The sequence below is a fragment of the Vibrio methylphosphonaticus genome (assembly GCF_023634655.1).
Classification (GTDB): Bacteria; Pseudomonadota; Gammaproteobacteria; order Enterobacterales; family Vibrionaceae; genus Vibrio; species Vibrio methylphosphonaticus.
The window spans coordinates 273644-294076 of sequence record NZ_JAMKMS010000003.1; the positions used below are offsets into that span (position 1 = coordinate 273644).

Sequence of the window (20433 nt, forward strand, 5' to 3'; positions counted from 1 at the left end):
TTCAAAGGGGCGGCGTGTTTATATATTAAATCATTAACTTAAGGCTAAACACCAATACGTCGGTATACAGGGCAGTTTCAAAACCGAAATGGCTATAGTGAAAGGTAATGGTTGGTGCGAACACAGGAGTAATACCGCCAATTTGAACGCTATTGTCCTCTTTGGAGTAACCACTTATTCCACCGACTCTCAAGCCAATTCTCGCCCAAGATTTCCAGTCATATTGAGGATGATAAGAAACAATGTATGAGCGATTATCGAAACTATTAATCAATGTAAACGCTTCGAATTGTTTGTATCTAAAGCCCACAATATAGTTGTCTTGATTTCGTCCAGTTGATGTCAAATGCTCCGTCCATCCTGCATAGGTAAGGTCAAAGTTCCCTTTAAGTGGGTCACTCTCTTGAGCATTATCAGAAGAAACTGCTTTAGTCTGAGCAACTTCAGGCGCTGCTTCGTCTGCAACCGCAACCGTACTCATGCCCATCACTGCCGCAAACATCCACCTGACGGTTTTACTTTTCATTGTATTGATTGTTGTACTCATTGTTTTCGTAGCATCTCAATTAGCTTCAGCCGCTATTTTAATGAAATGATGGCTATTAAGTGCGTCTCAATTTGTAGACAATTGTCTTTTTCTTCTTAAACAAGGCGTTACTATTTGTAACATGATATATCGTATACGCCAAACGCTTTAATACTACCGCTTAATTACACGCTATCGAGCATGCTGTTAATCAAAGAAACGACAAGATAAAATGGGGACATGACTCAAGTCGCTTGATCGGTTTTAGCGCGCTAAACATTACGTGCCTCAAATATTTAAGCAAAGGTGATTGTCACAAGTTTCTGTGACAATGTTGCGATTATTTCGATAAACTGGCGCCATTAAATTACGCACAAGGGAAGTAACCATGAAGAAAATCCTTTTAATGTTATTCATAACCAGCTCTCTGATAGCTTGTACTGAGGTTGGCAGTGAAACCTGGTGTCAGGATATGAAAGAAAAGCCTAAAGGTGACTGGACAGCAAACGAAGCCAGCGATTACGCAAAGCACTGTATTTTTAAATAGATTCCTCCGGTAGTTTAATTCAGGCGGGATTCTGTAAAGTCTAACTCGCCCTAATCCAATTAATAATATAAAACCGACACATCTCCAGTCGCATGCTCACCATAATTGCCTGTTACCTTGTACCTATTATTTAAAATAAAACCGTCGTGAACGCAGCTTACGCAGAATAAACAATCCCCACATCGTAAAAAAGAGCTCTGTAGAAAAATACAACCACATTGTCTCATTTGGATTATGCACTACCGCTATAGCTAGCCCGCGTGTAAGCGCCATCAATCCGGCAATCCACGACGCAGCAAGCACTGCCGTTCTTAACGTATCATGAGTTAACACCAGTTTTGCCAGTATCACCCCGATCGCAATGGACAAGCCGCCATACATTGCGCTGATGTCGATCTTACCGGAAGTCGACGTGATCTCGGTATCGGTTACCCTTTCAAACATCACACTCGGTGAAACAACAAATAGTGCACCAAAAATAACAAATACAATGATGGTCAACCAAACCATTAGTTTTGCTTGAAACATAACGCCGCCCATTAATTACATGCTCATCACTAAGCGTAATGCAGATAGGATAATCTGATAGCTTGAATTACCCAGATTGCCGTCATTTCCAAATAATAATGCCGAAGACTCATTTCTGAGGCAAAAGATCTCCTTAGTGTAAGTCAGTTAACGTCGTCGCCTATTTGCACTTATAGCTTTTACCTATAACTTTTACCTATAGCGCCGTCAGCATCACTTCTGTGTCATTAAGAGTTAAAAAATGCGATTCAGTTCATAGCGTTAAAGCAGTATAAAATTTGAGCTAATGGGGTAAACCCGCTACCGTGGTCACCGTACCACTACACACTTAGTTATCATCAAGTAACAAACGAATAAATAACGAACCAATAATTAGCAACGTACAAGGATCTAGCCTCCAATCTTTGTGTGAGTACTCGTTATCGTCTAAGGATCGTCAATGGAACAAGTAACATTTCAAACCTTTATCAAGAGAGTAACGATGCTCGGGCTTCCCATTGCACTGCAAAGCTTACTCTTTAGTAGCTTGGGGTTCATTGACACCTTGATGATTAGCCAACTTGGCACAGAAGAAGTTGCAGCCGCAGGGATCGGCGCTCGAATATTTTGGGTCTCTATTGTTTTCCTGTGGGGCCTCAGCTCTGGGATGGGGATATTACTGGCGCAGTATTGGGGGGCTGAAGACACCGATGGGTTTAAAACCAACTTTGCACTTGGAACGATAGTGGCACAATTTTTTGCCATTAGTTGCTTCGTAATGTGCTTTTTCTTTCCCAGTTTATTACCCAGCTTATTTAATCCCTCTTCAGAGACGCTGTTACTGTCTCAGCAGTACGTACAATTGCTTGGAATCACATTATTATTTTCTGGTATAGCCCTATCGGTTGATACCGCATTGCGCTCCATTGGGAAAACTAAAATTAACCTGTATTTTTCCATTGTCGAGATAGCTCTAAATATCATTTTCAACTACGTTCTGATATTTGGTCACTTTGGCGCTCCGCAGCTTGGGCTCCTTGGCGCAGGCATTGGTACTGTAATGGCTAGAGGGATCCGTTTGCTCATTGCGTTGATCACTATTTACTTTCGTTTCCCAATACTCATTTTGAACGGTCTTCACTTCGCACATGCACTAAAGCGTGAACTCGTTACGCCCTTTATTCGCATTACCTATCCCATCATCATCGGGACCTTCATTTGGTGTGCTGGGATCTTTACTTTTCACCTCATCCTCGGACGGATGGGAGAAACTGAACTCGCCACGATGGCGATCATCACCCCACTAGAGTCTCTCGGGTTATCCGCGGCTCATGGCCTCGCCAGTGCAGTCGCTATTATGATAGGTCATGCTTTGGGTGCAAACCTTTTTGAGGTCACCCGTTTGTACGCTAGATGGGCGCTACTCTGTGCTGTTACACTCGGGTCTATATTGGGCGTCGCATTGCTCGGCATGCAAACAGTCATATTAACGCTGTATGGTGCAGTATCTGCAGAAGTCACAATATTAATGACTCTTAGCTTTCCGGTCATCGCTATGAGTATTTTTATGCGCACGATCAATATTACGCTGATTGTTGGCATATTGCGCAGTGGAGGCGATAGTAAATTCTGTATGAATATGGATTTTGTTTGTCAGTGGTTATGGGCAGTACCGATGACAGCGCTTGGGGCGATTATATTTGATTGGCCATTCACCATTGTACTTTTGATGATGGTGTCTGAAGAACTGGTGAAAGTATTTCCTGCGGCATGGCGAGTGTTTGGTAACAATTGGGCGAATAACCTGACAGAACAGAAAGGGTAAAATACAACACGGTTCCATTCAAAGCCGACGCTGACATTGCGCCGTTTGGCTTTGCTGAACAACTGATATCTACTATCTACTATCTACTATCTACTATCTACTATCTACTATCTCAGATTATTGAACCCAAATCGTCGTAAGAAGCACGATCACAGCAGTCGTTGCTAAATACATTAAAGCAATGGTCGCGATGTCTGCTTTTGTTGACGTTGATGATTTTGACGCTTTTACTTGCGCCTTGTCTGGATTAAGCATAGAGATAAATGCTGAGTTCATGAGGTCCCCTTACGATGGTAGTGATATTACAGCTGAAACGAATTCTACTTAGAGTGTGATTCACGTCAAACAATTTTGCAAGAAAACCGTAAAATAAGGGAGAGGTTCTGGTGTGATGACTATCAGAGGCTCTTATAGGTCGTAAAACTTTTAAAAAAAACCGCTCATTAAGAGCGGTGATTAGTTCATTCAACACGACGAGTCTTAAGCAGACTGGTTTTCTCGTTCTTTAATCACATTTTTAACCGGATTCGCATAGCTATCCATTAGATATGCGTGAGCGCCTTCAGGTAATTCATCCAGTTTGGTTTGTAGCGTATCTCTTGTTTTGTGGGTGATCGACTCATCTTCACACCCAGCGGCCAACATGTTGATCGGAAATAAGGTATAGTTTTCATGAATTTGACGATCAATTTCAGCCGCTAACGCATCTGGTGTTTCAAAGTTTTGGTCAATAACATCACCAAACACAACCTGAATACGCCCTTTGCGTCCAATAATGCCCTGAACAATGCTTTCGATATCTTCAAACTCGCCTTTTTCGTAGCTGCCATGCTCTGCTTTCTCAAACAGCTCATTCGCCTTCGCGGTGTCACACGGGTCGTTCTCATAAGAAATCGACACCGGTACAATTCGTAGCGAACGAATGTATTCAGCAAACGGCGTTTTCTGTTTACGCCCTTCAACGTGGAACATTTTAAGGATAGCTGGATCAGTAAAGTCATTGCCATCTTTGGCTCGACCTTCTTTTTGTGCAATCCAGATTGAGTTCTCAGTATCTAAAGAATGTTTAATGTATGACGATAGCGTTCCGAGTGCCTTCATCATCTCACGCGGTCCTTTCACCGATCGCTTAACAATAAAGCTCTTGTTTAAGCGCATAAGTTCAGTGGCGCATGGTTTCTTAAGCAGATTATCACCAATAGCAATACGCACTGTTCGGTGTTTACTCTGATGCAAACCATAGTTCACTAGAGCCGGATCCATCGCAATATCACGGTGGTTAGACACAAACAGATAAGCGGTATTTTTATCCAGCTTATCCAGGCCCTTAAACGTGACGCCCTCGGTGGTCGCCTTCAAAGTTTTCGTGAGGTATTTTTTCACTTCCATCTGAATCGCTTCAACGCTATCAAACTTCGCCCACTTAAACTTTAAGTACACTTTAAGGATAGGACTCATCAATGCCTTAAACCAAGGCGCATGATTAGAAAAGCGATGGTGTAGAATCGCGTCAATGAACTCAGCGTCATTGATCAAGCGATCGATCGCCGCTGGAATTTCTTCGTCATTGTAAGGACGAATGTCAATATATGGGTCTGTATTGTTAGTCATTATGGCTACATCAAATTAAAAGCTGCACTATTCTACGCTGAGACTCTAAAGACCGCAGCTATCTTAAGTCTATTTCTGATAAGGTCAGACCACTATTGTACAGTAATGTTCATTTTCATTCATACAAAACCATGATCTATGGTTGGCTTTAATAAGGAGTCACGTTAATCTATGCGCAGTTTAGCCAAATGAAGTGAATCATGAACCACGCTATTGAGTTCCAATCTACTCATTATGAGTTGTTGACCATTACTCCTCGTAAAAAATCTCTCCATAATCAATTATTTCGTGTTGAGAGCGGGAAAGTCCTGTTGAAACTCGGCAAAAATGAGTACGTCTACAATGCAGGTGATGCCTTTTGGCTTCCATTTGATTGTTTATCGAGCTTGACCATTTTGCCGGGCAGTCATGTAAATAGTATCAGGCTGTCGGTTCGATTATCTGATCCGTTCCCCAACAAAGCGGGACAAGTCTCACTCACTCCATTAATGACAGCAGTTATTGATAGGCTTCGCGTAGAATGGGCTCACAGCGAGAAAAGGGATGACTTACACTTAGATTTACTCACGGTTGTTAAGCATGATTTACTTCGAACACATCCCAAACTGAGTCTGTCGTTAGAGAGCCAACAAGTATCCCAATGGACTCCAGACTCAACTGACCTTACTGGTGAGTTAGCGCTCATACTGCGAGTACGTGAAGCAAGAAAAATGAAGTTATCAGGCATCAAATCCGACAAAATTTGCGCGGCGCTATTTGGCAACAACGAAGCACAATTTACCCAGCTCTATCATTCATTACTCGGTGAATCGATCTAAAAAGCGAGCCCTAGGCTCGCTTTATTTAATAACGTCAAAACTCAACTTACTGGTTAAAACGGCACTTCAACCTGCATCATCATGTCGCCTTGATACTCTTCATGCCAGCGATAATCTAAACGTAATCGAGGCTCTTTGCCTTTTTCGCCAAAACCAACGCCAAAATGCAACCCTTGCGACATGAGCCACTCTTGCATCGACATTTCATCTTTTTTTCTTACGATGTCGGGTGGAGCCCAAAGTCCTATTCCAACAAAACTGCTTTCATAACGCCCGGTAAGCACTGGTTCCGACTCTTGGTTCAACAGCCATTCATCCCAATAAGAATCTTGCAATGCACCTAGTGGGTTTTCAGGCTCGATAAGCCCCCCAAGTGTCACGACTTGAGTACCGATATAATTAAATGGCTTAGTTACTAGAGTACAAAACGACTCTTCCTCCGTCACTTTAAACACGACGGAGTGCTGCTGTTCGTCTTTACAAAACGCACGCGCATCTGGCGCACTCACCACTACTAACAAAGCAATACTGCACAACGTTGCTTTCATTTTTATATTAAAATCCGTTTTATTATCTTTACTAATATAGCGGACTTAACGATAAATGTTTAGCAACAGATGTTGTGGTTAAGTGATCTACATTCAATCCTTGTTGTAAATGCTCACGAATTTGTGTCGACCGGACTTTTACACGCTCCGGACAAGCTAAAACGGACCAACGCTCAGCGATCTCTTTAGCGTTATGAAATCGCCCAAAACTAAACAAATTATCTGGACCTAATACAAACGTTAATTCCGCCGTTGGGTATTGCTCTTGAATAGCGTTAAGAACGGCGTAGGTGGTCACAGAAGCATTAGGTTCAAGCAAAGACTCTTCAATGCAAGAGCGCTCCACGTTTGTTTGATTCATATCTGCAATAAATAAGTCAACTAATTCACATCGCTTGGCGTAGTCGAGCATTGTCTTACCCCAAGCGTGGGAAATACTCGGCACTAAGAGAACTTTATCATAATGCTCAAGTGATTGAATGACACTCTGATGTCCTAGACTAGGTGGATTAAAAGCGCTGCCAAATATTGCAATCTTTGTCATGAATGTCCTGCTTGTTTCACTATCTTCGTTATTTTCTCGGCTACTGTAACTGTTTTTCATCACTTTTCGTAGGTATCATAGAAACAATTCAACTTGCTTGCAGGAAAAGGAACGCTAATGGAACAACTTATTCGGGATGAAATGCGTGTGCTACCCTCAATTGACCCACAATTTGAAGTAGAGCGTCGTGTAGAGTTTATTAAATCCAAGTTACTCAGTTCAGGCTGCAAAGCGCTTGTATTAGGAATCAGCGGCGGTGTTGATTCAACCACATGTGGACGACTGGCTCAGCTCGCCGTCAATGAATTAAATGTTCATTCCGGTTCATCTGACTATCAATTTATTGCTGTACGCCTACCGTACGGAGATCAAAAAGATGAAGATGAAGCGCAACTTGCTTTATCGTTTATCGAGCCTACACATTCAGTCTCTGTCAACATTAAAGCAGGGGTCGATGGCTTACATGCGGCATCGCACGTCGCGCTTGAAGGTACTGGATTATTGCCAACCGACAAAGCCAAAGTTGACTTCGTGAAAGGCAACGTTAAAGCGCGCGCCCGTATGGTGGCTCAATATGAAATCGCAGGGTATGTGGGTGCGCTCGTACTGGGCACCGACCACTCCGCCGAAAACATTACTGGTTTTTATACTAAGTTCGGTGATGGCGCTTGTGACATGGCACCATTATTTGGGCTCAACAAACGCCAAGTTCGTGAAGTTGCGGCTTGCTTAGGTGCGCCAGAACTCCTTGTTAAAAAGGTACCAACAGCTGATTTAGAAGAGCTTGCTCCGCAAAAAGCAGATGAGGATGCACTTAATCTGTCTTACGAGCAAATTGACGACTTCTTAGAAGGCAAACCCGTGGCTAAAGATGTATCTGATCGCCTCGTTGCTATCTACAAAGCGACACAGCATAAGCGTGAGCCTATTCCAACGCTTTACGATTAGTTTCTCCGCTAACCCTTATCTAGTTAAGCCAATGAGGGCTCTCACTGGCTTAACTTTTACCTTTACACCGCTAGCTCATTTTCATCGTGATTTAGCTCAACAATTTTGCCTTCCTTTACCTTGTAATATTGCGTAACCCTATTCTTGTGCCATGTTTATAGTAAGCTAACGTGCACCTAGTCATTGTGACCATACATTACGCGCATTAGCGACTGCTTTTAGCCTTAATTGATCAACACATAAGGGGTAACTATGTTAGGTGAAAACCATTCTCTTCTGAAAGAGTTTCCAGATTTTCAAGATGCCATCCTAGATCTGATGAAAAGCAATGAATCTTTCGCTGCTACAACAAAAAAATACGATGCGTTAGATAAGGAAATTCGAGTACTAGAACTTAATGGGGCGCCTATCGATGACGCCGCGATGCACCAACTAAAACATGAGCGCGCTGTATTAAAGGATGTGCTGCATAAACATTTGGTTGACCAAGAAAACTAGACTAACGAATGATGGGCAGCGTTAGATAATTAAATAAATCAAATAGTTACACACATCAAAAAGGGAAGCATGACACTTCCCTTTTTTATATCACTTAAATTTCCGCGTTACAGCGGCATAGTGCAATACGTTAGCAGCTAGACAAAACAACGTCTGTTTTGGGTATCGCACAACACGCCAGCACTTTACCTTCCGCGACTTCATGATCTTGAATTGCTGGTACGTCTGGTTGATGGACCAAACCGCTGTCCACTTTTACCTTACAGGCCCCGCAAAATCCAGCTCGACATGAATACGCAATGTTAATACCTGCATCTTCTGCTTGTTCTAATAAATTTTGCTGATTACTACCAGAAAACGCCTTGCCATCAAATGAAATTTGTAGCTGTTTTTCAGGTTCCGTCATGGAAGTATTCAGACCGAATGCTTCTTGGTGATAGTTCGTCACTGGCACCCCCAATGACATAAGTAACGTCTTGGCTGACTGCATGAAGCCATCTGGCCCACAAACAAAGACTTGGCGTGTGGCCACGTCTGCCACTGATGCTAAATGCGCTAAGCTCAAACGCCCGACTCGCCCTTCCCAGCTTCTACCTGGTTGTGTAAGTGCAATATCGACCTTTAAGGCTTGATGTTTACTGGCCAGCTCTTCTAGCTCTTGCTTAAATGGAATATCCTCCGACGTTGAACACTGGTGGTAAAAGACAACATCGTTGATCTCCTCTCTATCACTGAGATCTCTCAACATAGACATCATAGGGGTCACACCACTGCCAGCAGAGAGTAGCAATAATGGTTGGTGCTCATCATTATTAAGATGAAAGTTACCATTGGGCGTATCGGCAACGAGAGTATCACCTACTTGGAGGTGCTCAAAAAGCCAATTAGAGACTTCCCCACTGTCCAAGCGTTTTACCGATATTGCTAACCGCCCAGGGCGACTGGGTGACGAAGACAAGGTATATAAACGTTTAGTCAGCGTACCATCGATAGATAACTCAATGGGTAAATGCTGACCCGCTTTATACTTGGGTAACTCACCCTGCTGTGGCTCTAACCAGAACGTCTCAAAATTTTTGGCGACATGCTCTCTTTCCACGCAAACAAACGTCTGTTTGCTAGCATCAAGATCGAGATACTCTTCCTTTTCTTTATATTCCAATACTTCAATGACGTCATCGACACGAATCATGCCTTCATTCTTAGCGACTAAATTCTGACCAAAGAATACACCACCGCGTTCATTCGCTCTAAAACGAGAAAACGTCGTCAACGGCTCTTTGCTTGCCCTGAACTCCCCTTTCTCAACATCTACCGTGGTCAATACGCAACGCTCACACGGTTTAACCGCCTCAAATTCAACTTCACCTATTTTGATGCGTTTCCAAGAGTCTTCAATAAACGCTTCATCAGATTGAACCACCAGATTGGTACGGAACTGATCCATACTGTGCACTTCAGAGCTACGGGCGTTAAGTGCCGCCAACGAGCCAGTGCTAATAACTAGCAACGGATAGCCATCAGCAAAGCTGACATTGTGGCCAATTTTTTCACGAATGCGATTGGATTGTTCACCGGTATAGAGCAGTTCTACGCGTTGCCCAAGCACTTGGCTAAACCAATCATCAGCGGCATCACTTGTTGTGTAAGCGGTAAACTTATCACTCCACACTTGTGCCGACGCTTCTTGCATTTTGAAATGTGTGTATTCGAGCTTGAGTGGTGGTTGTCCAGGGTAAGTAAACACAATCCCAGACGGAATAATGCTAGAAGAAACCTTGACCATGTTCGGGTGCTTTCTCGCCGTCACCATATTGCCATCAGCTAACGCCACCATAAATCGTCGGTCAAACGAAAGGCCTTGTAATTCAACCCACGACGATGACAAAGCAATACCCGCTACCGACTTGGCAGGGTAAATATTAATTTGGGACAATTGAGCTGTTTCAGTCACGATTTCTTCCTTTGAGCATTATCTTTTAAAGCAATCTTATCGCCTTTTATGGCGCAGTCCCAGAAACTTAGTGAAATCTTACTCGAATTCCACTATCATCCTGTCGCCTAAACGTAAGCGTTTGCATTCACACTTTTCGCTGCGATTTAGGCTCCGTTTCAAGCACAATTAACCTTGGTGGGAGCCGAAATGACTACATTGACTATTACTCGTCCTGATGACTGGCACGTTCACCTTCGCGATGGCGAAGTTCTGAAAGATACCGTTCGCGACATTAGCCGCTACAATGGCCGCGCATTGATCATGCCAAATACCATCCCACCCGTCACCGATACAGAAATGGCCCTTGCTTACAAAGCGCGCATCATGGCCGAGCAGCCTTCAGAGCAATTTGAGCCACTAATGGCGCTTTATCTTACTGACAACACTTCCCCAGACGAGATTCGCAAAGCTAAAGCTGCTGGTGTCGTCGCCGCGAAACTCTATCCTGCTGGTGCCACCACTAACTCTGATTCTGGCGTTACGTCGGCGAAAAATGTCTACGCCACATTGGAAGCCATGGAAGAAGTAGGTATGTTGCTTTTGGTTCACGGTGAAGTGACGACACATGACATCGACATCTTTGATCGTGAGAAAGAGTTCCTTGAAACCGTTTTAGCACCCGTTGTTAACGACTTCCCAAACTTGAAAATCGTCCTTGAGCATATCACGACTGCTGACGCCGCTAACTTTGTGAAGAACGCAAACGACAATGTCGCTGCAACGATTACTGCTCACCACCTTTTATACAACCGCAACCACATGCTGGTTGGCGGCATCAAACCACACTTTTATTGCCTGCCGATTTTAAAGCGTGGCTCACACCAGCAAGCGCTTGTTGAGGCTGCAACGAGTGGAAGTAAGAAATTTTTCCTCGGCACAGACTCTGCGCCGCATGCTAAAGGTATGAAAGAAGCGGCATGTGGTTGCGCGGGTTCTTATACGGCGCACGCTGCTGTCGAACTTTACACGGAAGTGTTTGAGCAAGAAGGTAAGCTAGAAAACCTTGAAGCGTTTGCTAGCCATAATGGCCCTGATTTTTACAACCTTCCACGTAACACTGATACCATCACGCTAGAAAAAGCACCATGGGATGTACCAGCAACCATGCCGTTTGGCCAAGACATCGTAGTTCCAATTCGCGCTGGCGAACAAATTGTCTGGAAAGTAAAATAAGTGCCTCGCTTATAAGTACTAAAGATAACGGGTACGATAGAAATTGCGTGTGATAGCGATTGAGCGCTAGAAATATCGGGCACCATAAATAATGAGCTAGTCAATATTAAGTCACCATATATTGGTTATTTATCAAGATAGGCACTGAGTACCCGTTAAGAAACGCCCCTAATAAATGGGGCGTTTCTCTTTTTTACTGACCATTTCAACACCTCACTAAAAGGCAAATAAGGGAACGATCAATGACGGAGAATATAGCCATTCACACCCCTTGCAGAGCCGCATGCAAGAATAACGGCGGAATATGCAGTGGTTGCCATCGCACCATGAACGAACTTTCCGATTGGCGACACCTCACGAATGACAGTCGCCAGCAAAAGATGGAACAAATTTCGGGCGTGGAATCCACACACCAATGCGAACAGTGCGGCGAGCCCGCCTATTGTGAAATATCTGCTGGCAATGACAGCTGTTGGTGCTTCGAGATAGAAAAACGTGATACGTCATCACTTACCACCTCTACTCGCTGTTTGTGTCGTCAATGTTTATCGGCACTTCCCATTAAATAACGTACAGGTCAACTCTCTAGACCTCAGGCGTTGGACCTCGATCGCTGGGCTTTAAGATTCAAATGAATCGCTATACCATCCCCAAATTGAGTACGCACTTTACCCTTTCTCTTGTTGCAAGTTTGTTAATTACTAATTAGAGTAAATAATCCACTTAACAAGGTATGGTAACAATGGAAGAGCTACTAAAGGACTACCCTGTGATCACTGAAATATCGGTGGCATGGGGTGAAATGGATGCGTTAAACCACGTCAACAATGCCGTGTATTTTCGCTATTTTGAAACGGCTCGCTTAGAGTACTTTAGCCATATAAACCTTATGGAAGACATGGCGGTCACGAAGGTTGGTCCCGTATTAGGTGACACTTATTGCCGCTATCGATTGCCCGTCACTTATCCTGATACCTTACTGATTGGTTCACGAATCACTCAGGTCGAATCTGATCGTTTTACGATGGAATACCAAATCGTCAGTAAAAAAATGAACAAAGTGACCACCACAGGCACGGCGACCATTGTGATGTTCGATTTCGCCACCAATAGAAAAGCCAATATTCCAGACAAGCTTATGCTCGCCATCGAGGAAACTTACCCCAAAAAATCGATGACAACATAGTGTTTGACGTGTGGCGGTATGACTAAGACACGGTTACTTACCGAATCCTCACCTTGCCACCCTTGCTGTTCTCTTAACTCGTCGCTATCCTAACGGCAAAACTAAAAAGAGAACAGTAAGATGCATAATAGCTTTCAATATCCAATTGGCACCCCCGGTCAAAAATGGACTGAGCAAGAAGTCCTTCAATGGCGCGCTACTACGTCTGTTAAACGTACATACCAACAAGATGTCCTACCTAAAATAGAAGCACTGAGAGACACATTAGATGTGGAGCAGTACGGTGCGTTATCCTACGATATCGAGCGTTTTCCACTCTTTGCGTTAAAAACGAAAAAATGGCATGCGGACAAACCGACGATCTTGGTGACTGGTGGTGTTCACGGCTATGAAACCTCTGGTGTACATGGCGCTTTGCAATTTGCCAAAGTCAACGCCCAAGACTTTGAAGACGAGTTTAATATCGTCATCGTCCCATGTGTCAGTCCTTGGGGCTACGAAACCATCAATCGTTGGAATCCAAACGCTGTTGATCCAAACCGTTCGTTTTATTCTAATTCGCCAGCAGAAGAGTCAGCAAATGTCATGGCACTGGTTGCAAAACTGGGCGTTCCGATCCTTGCGCACATCGATCTGCATGAGACCACCGATTCTGATGAAAGTGAATTTAGACCCGCTCTCGCAGCCCGCGACGGTCTCGATTATTTTGAGGACAGTGTCCCAGATGGTTTCTACCTGGTCGGTAATACAGACAATCCCGCTGAAGCCTTCCAAACCGCTATTATTAAGTCAGTAGAAAAAGTAACGCACATTGCCCCACCAGACAACGAAGGTAAGATTATTGGTTCCACCGTTGTTCAACATGGTGTGATTAATTACCCACTGAAAAAGCTCAGTCTTTGTACTGGCATGACCGACTGCCTCTATTCAACCACAACGGAAGTTTACCCAGATAGCCCTAAAGTGGATGAGCAAGAGTGTAATGATGCGCAAGTCGCCGCTATTTTAGGTGGTATTCACTACCTACAGAAAAACGCTTAACGGTTATAAGGGTGCGGTATCGCACCCTTACTCGAATGCCCTAAGTACTTACCGGTACAACGTATCGGTATAATGTATCGGTATAAAAAAGTCCCTGCCTAGTGGCATTTCAGTAAGAAGCACACCTGCAAAAACACAGCTTCCTTTCTAGCTTTCAACAAATAGAGTGATGAACAAAACAAGCCATAGTAAATCATCACCAAAACGCACCCAAACTCTAAGATAATTTTATGAATTCGCAGCGCCATCACATCAATTCATAAACTCCAGACCAATAACCCCGCAAAATAATCACTTCCTATTCTATCTGACCTAAAATAACGGTAGGCTATAGTCATAAAGTCTAAAAATAACAAAAACAAATACAAGGAAGTGGAAGCCGCATGACATATCGTCGTATCTTAGGTGTCATTACCGCACTCAGTTGCACGCTCATCACACCACTGAGCCAAGCATCGACACCCACCAGCGTAAAATCACGAGTCGACCGACTTGAAACTCCAGATCGTGTCCGTGAATCAATGATCCTTCCCTACTTGTTTAGCACAGAGACCATGGGGCTAAACATAGGTGTTGGCGGAATGGTAAAAGGTTGGCATCAAGACCAAATGACCATTGGGGGTACCGTATTCGGTGGCGATGTCAGCCGAGCCGCAGCAGGCGGTGTCTGGAACTACATGATTCCTGGTACCGAACGCGTATTTTTAAGTGCCTACGGCATGCTAGGTTACTACCCGAAGCAACGAGCCTATACCACTGGACCAGATTCTTACCCTGCAGGGACGCCACTGCCAGGCAGCAACGGCTCTTCTAACCAGCAGTTTTTTGAAGCAGATGGCACCTCCAACTGGTTCGATATTAAAATGGAGTATGTACTTCCAATCGGTGCCAACCGTCAACACGGACTTGTTGATTATTCCATCAGAAATGGCCTGTTGGTGTCTGAACCTTCAGGTGGCAAAGAATGGAATCCAATGACCAGCGGTTCAACCATTTTTGTCGCGAGACAGTTTAACCGCTATCAATCGTTTGAGTTTTCTCAAGGCACTGCTGATGGCACTATCCATGCGATGGAGTTCGGGCTCCTTTATGATAATACGGACTTTGCACCTAACCCTTCTTTTGGTAGCCGACAGTATGTCGCCACATCCCATGACTGGGGTTGGTTTGAATCGAAACAACAATGGTCATTCCATGAAGTTGACTTAAGTAAATATTTTTCATTGGGTAAATCAGATTGGGCGTCTCAACGAATTATCGCTATGAACTTTTGGACAGGGCTGTCTCCAACGTGGAACGTAGAGACTGATGGCCAAGGACAACAGACCGTCAGCGGAGGGGCACCATATAATGAAGGGGCCACACTGGGTGGATTCACCCGTATGCGTGGCTATGACAACAACCGATTCCACGATAAAGCCGTTATCTATGGCTCGGCAGAATATCGCTATACTTTGGCCTACAACCCGGCGAAAGATGTCTCTTGGTTAAACTTTTTGCGTATTGACTGGATCCAACTCGTAGGATTTGTTGAAGTCGGTCGAGTTGGCGCCGATTATACGGCAAACGAACTCCTAACCGATCTTAAGTACGATGCCGGTGGTTCAGTTCGAGCATTAATGGCAGGCTTGGTGGTTCGGGCAGACATAGCAAAATCACCAGAGAGCACCAACTTCTGGATTATGGTTGATCATCCTTTCTAAATTTCAGTCAATGGATTGATAGTACAGGCTAAAACTGGCTATCAATCCAACTGTTCAATGCTCTCACTTTGAGGCGCTCTCTAAGACCTGATAAACAACACAAAATCATACATCTGAACGGTGTTAATCGCCGGATAAGAACAGGCTAACTCACCACGTTTAGTCTGATTTTCAACACAATCACCCTTCCCCATCGCTAAATCTCAAGCGTTTAGTGCCCTAGTAAGGCCCAGCCTTTGGTGGCTCACACAGTAAAATGGCTCGTGATATCAAATACCAAGCGGGTGTTATTTGACCACTTTGGTGACTAACTCGAATCGAAAGTGAGATAAAAGGAAGAGGTAAGGTTAGACGCATAAATGTAAGGTAACGTTATGATTGATAATAAAATGGCCCGTTCATTCAACGGGCCATTTTAATGACATACTCTCTGTTACTTACTTGGAGTTTGTAATAATTCAATGGCTAACTCTACAGCCTTGTCAATATGATGGCTCCCTTCTAATTTTCCCGAACTTACCGGGCCAAGTACGTTGGCATACAAGGCAAGTTGTTTAGAAAATGGCAGACCTAAATGTTCATACAATGCTTGGCGAATTTCGGCATGCTGTTCAGGAGCATGATCAGCAAGACGGGTTAACGTATCGTAAATCAAAGTAGTTGTGGTATTCATTCGTTTTATTTTCTTTAGCTTTGGGGGACCCTTAGTTTACAATTATTTCACTTTATCTTGCTGTGACATAAATCATACAATAGTATTAATAGCAAAAAATCCAATAACGAGTCCGTTGACAGCATTGAGCATGAATTACCATTTACGATGCCATGCTACCCATAACGGTAACCGGTTATGCCCTCAAACTACGACAATATCGAAGATACTCGATGCTTTTACATACCTAAACGTCGCCAAAGCGGCGGCATCCTCTCGGGAAAAGTCCCTACGTTTACTCGGCTTTAAAGCCTAGCGATGCTGAATCGGTCACCATATCGTCTACGTCTATTTCAATAATACGAACTATCAGCCGAGCCATCAGATGAAAAAGGTGGCTCCCTGCTCCTCACCAACAGAGCAGACTTCAACTCATTTCTCTCTATGCGTAAATCAATTAAACGTATAAAACATGAGAAATAGCGGTGTTATTTATCCTAGTAAAGACGTGCCGCTCCCCCTAAAGCGCAGAATCGCCTAGTCACCGATTCTGCGCTTCTTTTTGGGATTAACTTCACGGTTTATCTCATGCATTTAATCTCGACTACTTTTGTAAAATGCGCGCTAGTTTGTGTAAAACGACTACTGCTACTCTGCAATGAATAAAACAAAGCCACTCTAAAGGTTATTTAGAAGTGTCTGAAGTCTTTAAACATTAAACGAGGTACAGCATGTCTAACGCTTTCTACATTCCATCACTTAATCTCATGGGCGCGGGTTGTCTTACTGAGGCCGTTAATACCATTAAAACACATGGGTTTACAAAGGCATTAGTCGTCACTGATAGCGTGTTAAATAAGATCGGTGCGGTCAACAAACTTACGGCATTGCTAGACACAGCGAATGTTGCTTCGGTGATTTATGATGGCACAAAACCCAACCCAACAATTGAAAATGTTAATGATGGTTTGGCGTTATTAAAACAGCACCAATGTGACTGCGTTATTTCATTTGGTGGTGGCTCACCACATGATTGCGCAAAAGGCATAGCGCTGTTAGCGACTAATGGCGGTGAGATTAAAGATTACGAAGGTGTAGACGTATCAACGAAACCACAACTGCCATTGATTGCGATTAATACCACGGCGGGTACGGCATCCGAGATGACACGTTTTTGTATTATTACCGATGACGCCCGCCACATTAAAATGGCGATTGTTGATAAAAATGTCACACCAATTATCTCGGTAAATGATCCAGAGCTTATGCTGGCTAAACCGGCCTCACTAACCGCTGCAACCGGCATGGATGCACTGACGCACGCCATTGAAGCTTACGTTTCCGTTGCCGCAACACCTGTTACCGATGCGGTAGCAATCAAAGCTATTGAAATGGTACAAGCGAACTTAAGAGAAGCGGTTCGCAACGGCGACAACTTAGAAGCGCGTGACAACATGGCTTATGCGCAGTTTATGGCTGGTATGGCATTTAACAACGCCTCACTCGGCTATGTTCATGCTATTGCCCATCAGCTTGGTGGCTTTTACGACCTGCCTCATGGTGTATGCAACGCCATTTTATTACCGCATGTTCAGGACTACAACGCGAAAGTCGTTCCGTCTCGCTTAGCCGACGTCGCACGTGCCATGGGTGTTAACACAGCAGACATGACCGATGCACAAGCGGCAAGTGCAGGGCTAGATGCTATTCGCCAATTATCAAAAGATGTCGACATTCCTTCTGGTTTAGAAGAGCTAGGGGTTAGCAAAGACGACTTTGATGTATTGGCTCAAAATGCATTAAAAGACGCGTGTGGCTTCACAAACCCGAAACAAGCTAGTCACGATGAAGTCGTCGACATTCTAGCTGCCGCTTTGTAGCAATGTTAATTACTACAAACAAGCTAGCGTAACGACAGACTAGCTGCGGTAGCTCTCAAAAATGCAGGTTAATCGATTACCTGCATTTTTCATTTTGTAAACCCTTCCCCTTTCCTATTGCAGATCAATGTTACACGCGGTTGCTGTGCTTAGTATATACGTAGCTGAGTAATGGAGAGCCGATCGTCTATGCATAAAATTAGTAACTTTTGTCGAATTGACGAGCGAGAGTACGCACTTTCTACGGGCAATATGAATGTCCTCTATTACGATCTCCCGCAACACTTTCACGATGAATATCGTTCCTACGATGCCCCCCGGCTATGTACGATTTTAAAAGGAAGCAAATCTGTTGTCGTTAACCAATCGGGAAACTTCCAATATCAGAGCGATCAATCGATCTTGTTACCGCCAAACTCTACTATTTACATGACCATGCCAGAAGAGACGAAAGCGCTGGTCTATGAATTTCACGAGCCTATCGTTGAACAAGTACGCCAGCGGGTGTCTGACACCCTCGAACTTAATGCGGCGGGCTCACTCAACTCACACCAATTTGCCATCAACCCTGTTGACCATCGAATAGAAGCTCTGCACTCTAGGATGCAAGAAATCCTTCGCTCACAAGACACCAGCATGGACTTTCTTATTGATTTAACCGGCCAAGAGATGGTATTTGAATTGATGCGAAAAACCAGCTGCCAAAACATCATTACCAGCCACAACAAACACCCTATCAGTAAAGCGATACGTATTATGCGCTCATCAGCAGGGTTGCAAATGAGTCTGTCACAAATCGCAGAAGAAGTGGGCATGTCGCTTTCAAGTTTTTCACAAAAATTCAAAGCAGTGACACAGCTTAGCCCTAAGCAGTACCTAACCCAATTAAGGTTACAAGCGGCGTATCGAAATCTAGCTTCGATGTCTGTGACCGATGCTGCATTAGAGTCTGGCTACAATAATATTTCCCATTTTATTCGCTTGTTTAAAGACGAGTACGGTCTAACGCCAAAGCAATTTCAAACTACTCGCCCCGTCGTAGACCCTATGTAATGGCTCTATGTAATGGCTCTATGAAATGGCCCTATGAAATGGCCCTATGTAATGGCCCTATAGCAGGACCATTAACGTACACGCCCGCATGGTTAACGCTTAAGTTAACGCTTCAATAAGGCTAATACCCAGCGAAATTAAAAATAGTAGTTGGCCTGAACCCATCCTGTGGTGTCCTTACGAGAAATGTCGGACTCCGCCGTATGCTCGACTTTAAACCCTACCGAGACGGAATCCGTCACCATGTAGCCACCGCCAACTTCAATTTGCGTCAGCCATTCGCTTGCACGCTGTACATAAGTAGATTTCGGGTTGGCATACAACCAGTGCCTAGCATCAAACGCATACATCCCGTAGAGGCCCGCTTGATAGATATTACTATCTTGTTTATCTGTAACAGCATGCGTATTTTTCTCGTCTACATGAGTACGTCCAATAGATAACATAGGGAAAAGAAGAAAATTGTCCGTAATCTCAAATTTATATATCATACCTGCTAATGCGGTTGTACTGTCACGGTCACCAAGTACATCAACACTAAAGCCAAGCCCATCAGTAACATGAAAATAACGGGCACGGTAGTTATAAGCAATTTTATCATCGACCGTTTTCTTATCCGCCACTCCAACATCCAGTTGAAATATATTTGCCCCAAAGCCAAGCATACCGTTGATTTGAGTCGCATCACCTGAGCGTGATAAACCTAATGTTGAAAATGATGCTGTCGGATCACCATAGTTAATATCTTCCACCGAGTCAGATTGAGCTAATTCTGTGTTCTTTGTCGTTGCTTCTTCAGCGTAAGCACCAAAAGCGAGCGAACTGATAACCACTGTAAGGATCGTTTTTTTCATTTCATTACCCAAGTAAACAACTTCCATTTATCTCAGTCTTCCGTGGAGAAATTAGGACACGGTGGAAACGGCACGTTTCATCACAAAGTGTCATGATTGTCGTATCAAAAACTCATTGTCCGAATAGACCTAAGTAGTAACAACAGCGTACTTAGATCAACTCGTTCGAGGTGGGGCAAACTTTATAGGCAACGAGCAAATAGGTAAAAGCAGGAGTTATTCGAAAATCGAATATAAATCGTAATTTATCGACTTTCGGAAGAAGAAGGTGAGGGAGTAGAAATAGTCCATTGACTTGGACTTAAACGTTGGGGAATTATTGAAAAGCTCAAACAAAATCCACATAAACAACTGATTTATAATTTAAAAATACAAATTCAATCACAACCAACATGTCACCTTTCACCCAGACTTTAGGCTGCAATTAGAGGAAATGGAACTATGCACTCAACCACCTTTTACCCACCACTTTTGAGGATAAGTAGTGAGTAAAAAGTCGAGGCAGAGTTAAAACAAAGACTGA

21 protein-coding genes are annotated in these 20433 nt (G+C 43.8%); 12 read left to right on the forward strand and 9 right to left on the reverse strand.

The annotated features are described in order from the left end of the window. Positions 1–25: 25 nt before the first annotated feature. Positions 26–547: a hypothetical protein gene (locus M9196_RS05265; RefSeq protein ID WP_250616477.1), complete on the reverse strand. Its 522-nt coding sequence runs from the start codon at positions 545–547 to the stop codon at positions 26–28. Between the two features lie 367 nt (positions 548–914). On the opposite strand from M9196_RS05265, the gene M9196_RS05270 reads away from it, so the two are divergent. Continuing rightward, positions 915–1073 (forward strand): DUF3012 domain-containing protein, encoded by a 159-nt coding sequence (locus M9196_RS05270; RefSeq protein ID WP_250616478.1) that lies wholly within the window; start codon positions 915–917, stop codon positions 1071–1073. Positions 1074–1199: 126 nt separating this feature from the next. Here the strand turns inward: M9196_RS05270 and M9196_RS05275 are convergent, their stop codons facing one another. Next, the gene (locus M9196_RS05275; protein ID WP_250616479.1) at positions 1200–1601 is read right to left on the reverse strand and encodes a DUF4345 family protein; all 402 of its coding nucleotides are present in this window, start codon (positions 1599–1601) and stop codon (positions 1200–1202) included. Positions 1602–2040: 439 nt separating this feature from the next. Between M9196_RS05275 and M9196_RS05280 the strand changes: the two genes are divergently transcribed. Beyond that, the gene (locus M9196_RS05280) at positions 2041–3405 is read left to right on the forward strand and encodes an MATE family efflux transporter (protein WP_250616480.1); all 1365 of its coding nucleotides are present in this window, start codon (positions 2041–2043) and stop codon (positions 3403–3405) included. 117 nt (positions 3406–3522) lie between these two features. Here the strand turns inward: M9196_RS05280 and M9196_RS05285 are convergent, their stop codons facing one another. Both M9196_RS05285 and M9196_RS05290 read right to left on the reverse strand, forming a co-directional pair. After that, positions 3523–3681, reverse strand: coding sequence for a hypothetical protein (locus M9196_RS05285; protein ID WP_250616481.1), 159 nt, complete (start codon positions 3679–3681; stop codon positions 3523–3525). A gap of 204 nt (positions 3682–3885) precedes the next feature. Beyond that, positions 3886–5016, reverse strand: a complete 1131-nt coding sequence (locus M9196_RS05290) for a 1-acyl-sn-glycerol-3-phosphate acyltransferase (protein WP_250616482.1) — start codon at positions 5014–5016, stop codon at positions 3886–3888. 200 nt (positions 5017–5216) lie between these two features. Between M9196_RS05290 and M9196_RS05295 the strand changes: the two genes are divergently transcribed. Next, positions 5217–5834: an AraC family transcriptional regulator gene (locus M9196_RS05295; protein WP_250616483.1), complete on the forward strand. Its 618-nt coding sequence runs from the start codon at positions 5217–5219 to the stop codon at positions 5832–5834. Between the two features lie 53 nt (positions 5835–5887). Here the strand turns inward: M9196_RS05295 and M9196_RS05300 are convergent, their stop codons facing one another. Together M9196_RS05300 and M9196_RS05305 are read right to left on the reverse strand one after the other, a co-directional pair. Next, the gene (locus M9196_RS05300; protein WP_250616484.1) at positions 5888–6382 is read right to left on the reverse strand and encodes a hypothetical protein; all 495 of its coding nucleotides are present in this window, start codon (positions 6380–6382) and stop codon (positions 5888–5890) included. A 31-nt stretch (positions 6383–6413) separates the two neighbouring features. Next, entirely contained in the window at positions 6414–6926 is a 513-nt protein-coding gene (locus M9196_RS05305) for a nicotinate-nicotinamide nucleotide adenylyltransferase (protein WP_250616485.1), read from the reverse strand. Positions 6927–7043: 117 nt separating this feature from the next. Here M9196_RS05305 and nadE point away from each other — a divergent pair, with 117 nt between their 5' ends. Then, positions 7044–7874: an ammonia-dependent NAD(+) synthetase gene (gene nadE, locus M9196_RS05310; protein ID WP_250616486.1), complete on the forward strand. Its 831-nt coding sequence runs from the start codon at positions 7044–7046 to the stop codon at positions 7872–7874. Positions 7875–8126: 252 nt separating this feature from the next. After that, positions 8127–8372 (forward strand): YdcH family protein, encoded by a 246-nt coding sequence (locus M9196_RS05315; RefSeq protein ID WP_250616487.1) that lies wholly within the window; start codon positions 8127–8129, stop codon positions 8370–8372. Positions 8373–8502: 130 nt separating this feature from the next. Here M9196_RS05315 and M9196_RS05320 read toward each other — a convergent pair whose 3' ends face one another. Next, the gene (locus M9196_RS05320) at positions 8503–10326 is read right to left on the reverse strand and encodes an MOSC N-terminal beta barrel domain-containing protein (protein WP_250616488.1); all 1824 of its coding nucleotides are present in this window, start codon (positions 10324–10326) and stop codon (positions 8503–8505) included. Positions 10327–10515: 189 nt separating this feature from the next. Between M9196_RS05320 and pyrC the strand changes: the two genes are divergently transcribed. The 5 genes from pyrC (at position 10516) to M9196_RS05345 (ending at position 15471) form a co-directional block, all read left to right on the forward strand. Then, on the forward strand, positions 10516–11541 hold the full coding sequence (gene pyrC, locus M9196_RS05325) for a dihydroorotase (protein WP_250616489.1): 1026 nt from the start codon (positions 10516–10518) through the stop codon (positions 11539–11541). A gap of 260 nt (positions 11542–11801) precedes the next feature. Next, a complete protein-coding gene (locus tag M9196_RS05330) occupies positions 11802–12110 on the forward strand; it encodes a DUF1289 domain-containing protein (protein ID WP_250616542.1) in 309 nt (102 codons plus the stop codon). A 173-nt stretch (positions 12111–12283) separates the two neighbouring features. Then, the gene (locus M9196_RS05335) at positions 12284–12727 is read left to right on the forward strand and encodes an acyl-CoA thioesterase (protein WP_250616490.1); all 444 of its coding nucleotides are present in this window, start codon (positions 12284–12286) and stop codon (positions 12725–12727) included. A 120-nt stretch (positions 12728–12847) separates the two neighbouring features. Next, positions 12848–13768 carry a M14 family metallopeptidase gene (locus M9196_RS05340; RefSeq protein ID WP_250616491.1) on the forward strand — a complete coding sequence of 307 codons (921 nt, stop codon included), beginning with the start codon at positions 12848–12850 and terminating at the stop codon, positions 13766–13768. Between the two features lie 383 nt (positions 13769–14151). Next, positions 14152–15471, forward strand: a complete 1320-nt coding sequence (locus M9196_RS05345) for a BamA/TamA family outer membrane protein (protein WP_250616492.1) — start codon at positions 14152–14154, stop codon at positions 15469–15471. 433 nt (positions 15472–15904) lie between these two features. Here the strand turns inward: M9196_RS05345 and M9196_RS05350 are convergent, their stop codons facing one another. Continuing rightward, positions 15905–16144, reverse strand: coding sequence for a PAS factor family protein (locus tag M9196_RS05350; protein WP_250616493.1), 240 nt, complete (start codon positions 16142–16144; stop codon positions 15905–15907). 710 nt (positions 16145–16854) lie between these two features. Between M9196_RS05350 and yiaY the strand changes: the two genes are divergently transcribed. Together yiaY and M9196_RS05360 are read left to right on the forward strand one after the other, a co-directional pair. Further along, positions 16855–18003 (forward strand): L-threonine dehydrogenase, encoded by a 1149-nt coding sequence (gene yiaY, locus M9196_RS05355; protein ID WP_250616494.1) that lies wholly within the window; start codon positions 16855–16857, stop codon positions 18001–18003. A gap of 189 nt (positions 18004–18192) precedes the next feature. Next, entirely contained in the window at positions 18193–19056 is an 864-nt protein-coding gene (locus tag M9196_RS05360; RefSeq protein WP_250616495.1) for a helix-turn-helix domain-containing protein, read from the forward strand. Positions 19057–19193: 137 nt separating this feature from the next. On the opposite strand, the gene M9196_RS05365 is transcribed toward M9196_RS05360, so the two are convergent. Beyond that, on the reverse strand, positions 19194–19910 hold the full coding sequence (locus M9196_RS05365; RefSeq protein ID WP_250616496.1) for a hypothetical protein: 717 nt from the start codon (positions 19908–19910) through the stop codon (positions 19194–19196). Positions 19911–20433: the final 523 nt, after the last annotated feature.

Bases quoted from the DNA above. Each gene is read 5' to 3' on its own strand.
- M9196_RS05265 (WP_250616477.1), bottom strand. From the start codon at position 547: ATGAGTACAACAATCAATACAATGAAAAGTAAAACCGTCAGGTGGATG.
- M9196_RS05270 (WP_250616478.1), top strand. From the start codon at position 915: ATGAAGAAAATCCTTTTAATGTTATTCATAACCAGCTCTCTGATAGCT.
- M9196_RS05275 (WP_250616479.1), bottom strand. From the start codon at position 1,601: ATGTTTCAAGCAAAACTAATGGTTTGGTTGACCATCATTGTATTTGTT.
- M9196_RS05280 (WP_250616480.1), top strand. From the start codon at position 2,041: ATGGAACAAGTAACATTTCAAACCTTTATCAAGAGAGTAACGATGCTC.
- M9196_RS05285 (WP_250616481.1), bottom strand. From the start codon at position 3,681: ATGAACTCAGCATTTATCTCTATGCTTAATCCAGACAAGGCGCAAGTA.
- M9196_RS05290 (WP_250616482.1), bottom strand. From the start codon at position 5,016: ATGACTAACAATACAGACCCATATATTGACATTCGTCCTTACAATGAC.
- M9196_RS05295 (WP_250616483.1), top strand. From the start codon at position 5,217: ATGAACCACGCTATTGAGTTCCAATCTACTCATTATGAGTTGTTGACC.
- M9196_RS05300 (WP_250616484.1), bottom strand. From the start codon at position 6,382: ATGAAAGCAACGTTGTGCAGTATTGCTTTGTTAGTAGTGGTGAGTGCG.
- M9196_RS05305 (WP_250616485.1), bottom strand. From the start codon at position 6,926: ATGACAAAGATTGCAATATTTGGCAGCGCTTTTAATCCACCTAGTCTA.
- nadE (WP_250616486.1), top strand. From the start codon at position 7,044: ATGGAACAACTTATTCGGGATGAAATGCGTGTGCTACCCTCAATTGAC.
- M9196_RS05315 (WP_250616487.1), top strand. From the start codon at position 8,127: ATGTTAGGTGAAAACCATTCTCTTCTGAAAGAGTTTCCAGATTTTCAA.
- pyrC (WP_250616489.1), top strand. From the start codon at position 10,516: ATGACTACATTGACTATTACTCGTCCTGATGACTGGCACGTTCACCTT.
- M9196_RS05335 (WP_250616490.1), top strand. From the start codon at position 12,284: ATGGAAGAGCTACTAAAGGACTACCCTGTGATCACTGAAATATCGGTG.
- M9196_RS05340 (WP_250616491.1), top strand. From the start codon at position 12,848: ATGCATAATAGCTTTCAATATCCAATTGGCACCCCCGGTCAAAAATGG.
- M9196_RS05345 (WP_250616492.1), top strand. From the start codon at position 14,152: ATGACATATCGTCGTATCTTAGGTGTCATTACCGCACTCAGTTGCACG.
- M9196_RS05350 (WP_250616493.1), bottom strand. From the start codon at position 16,144: ATGAATACCACAACTACTTTGATTTACGATACGTTAACCCGTCTTGCT.
- yiaY (WP_250616494.1), top strand. From the start codon at position 16,855: ATGTCTAACGCTTTCTACATTCCATCACTTAATCTCATGGGCGCGGGT.
- M9196_RS05360 (WP_250616495.1), top strand. From the start codon at position 18,193: ATGCATAAAATTAGTAACTTTTGTCGAATTGACGAGCGAGAGTACGCA.
- M9196_RS05365 (WP_250616496.1), bottom strand. From the start codon at position 19,910: ATGAAAAAAACGATCCTTACAGTGGTTATCAGTTCGCTCGCTTTTGGT.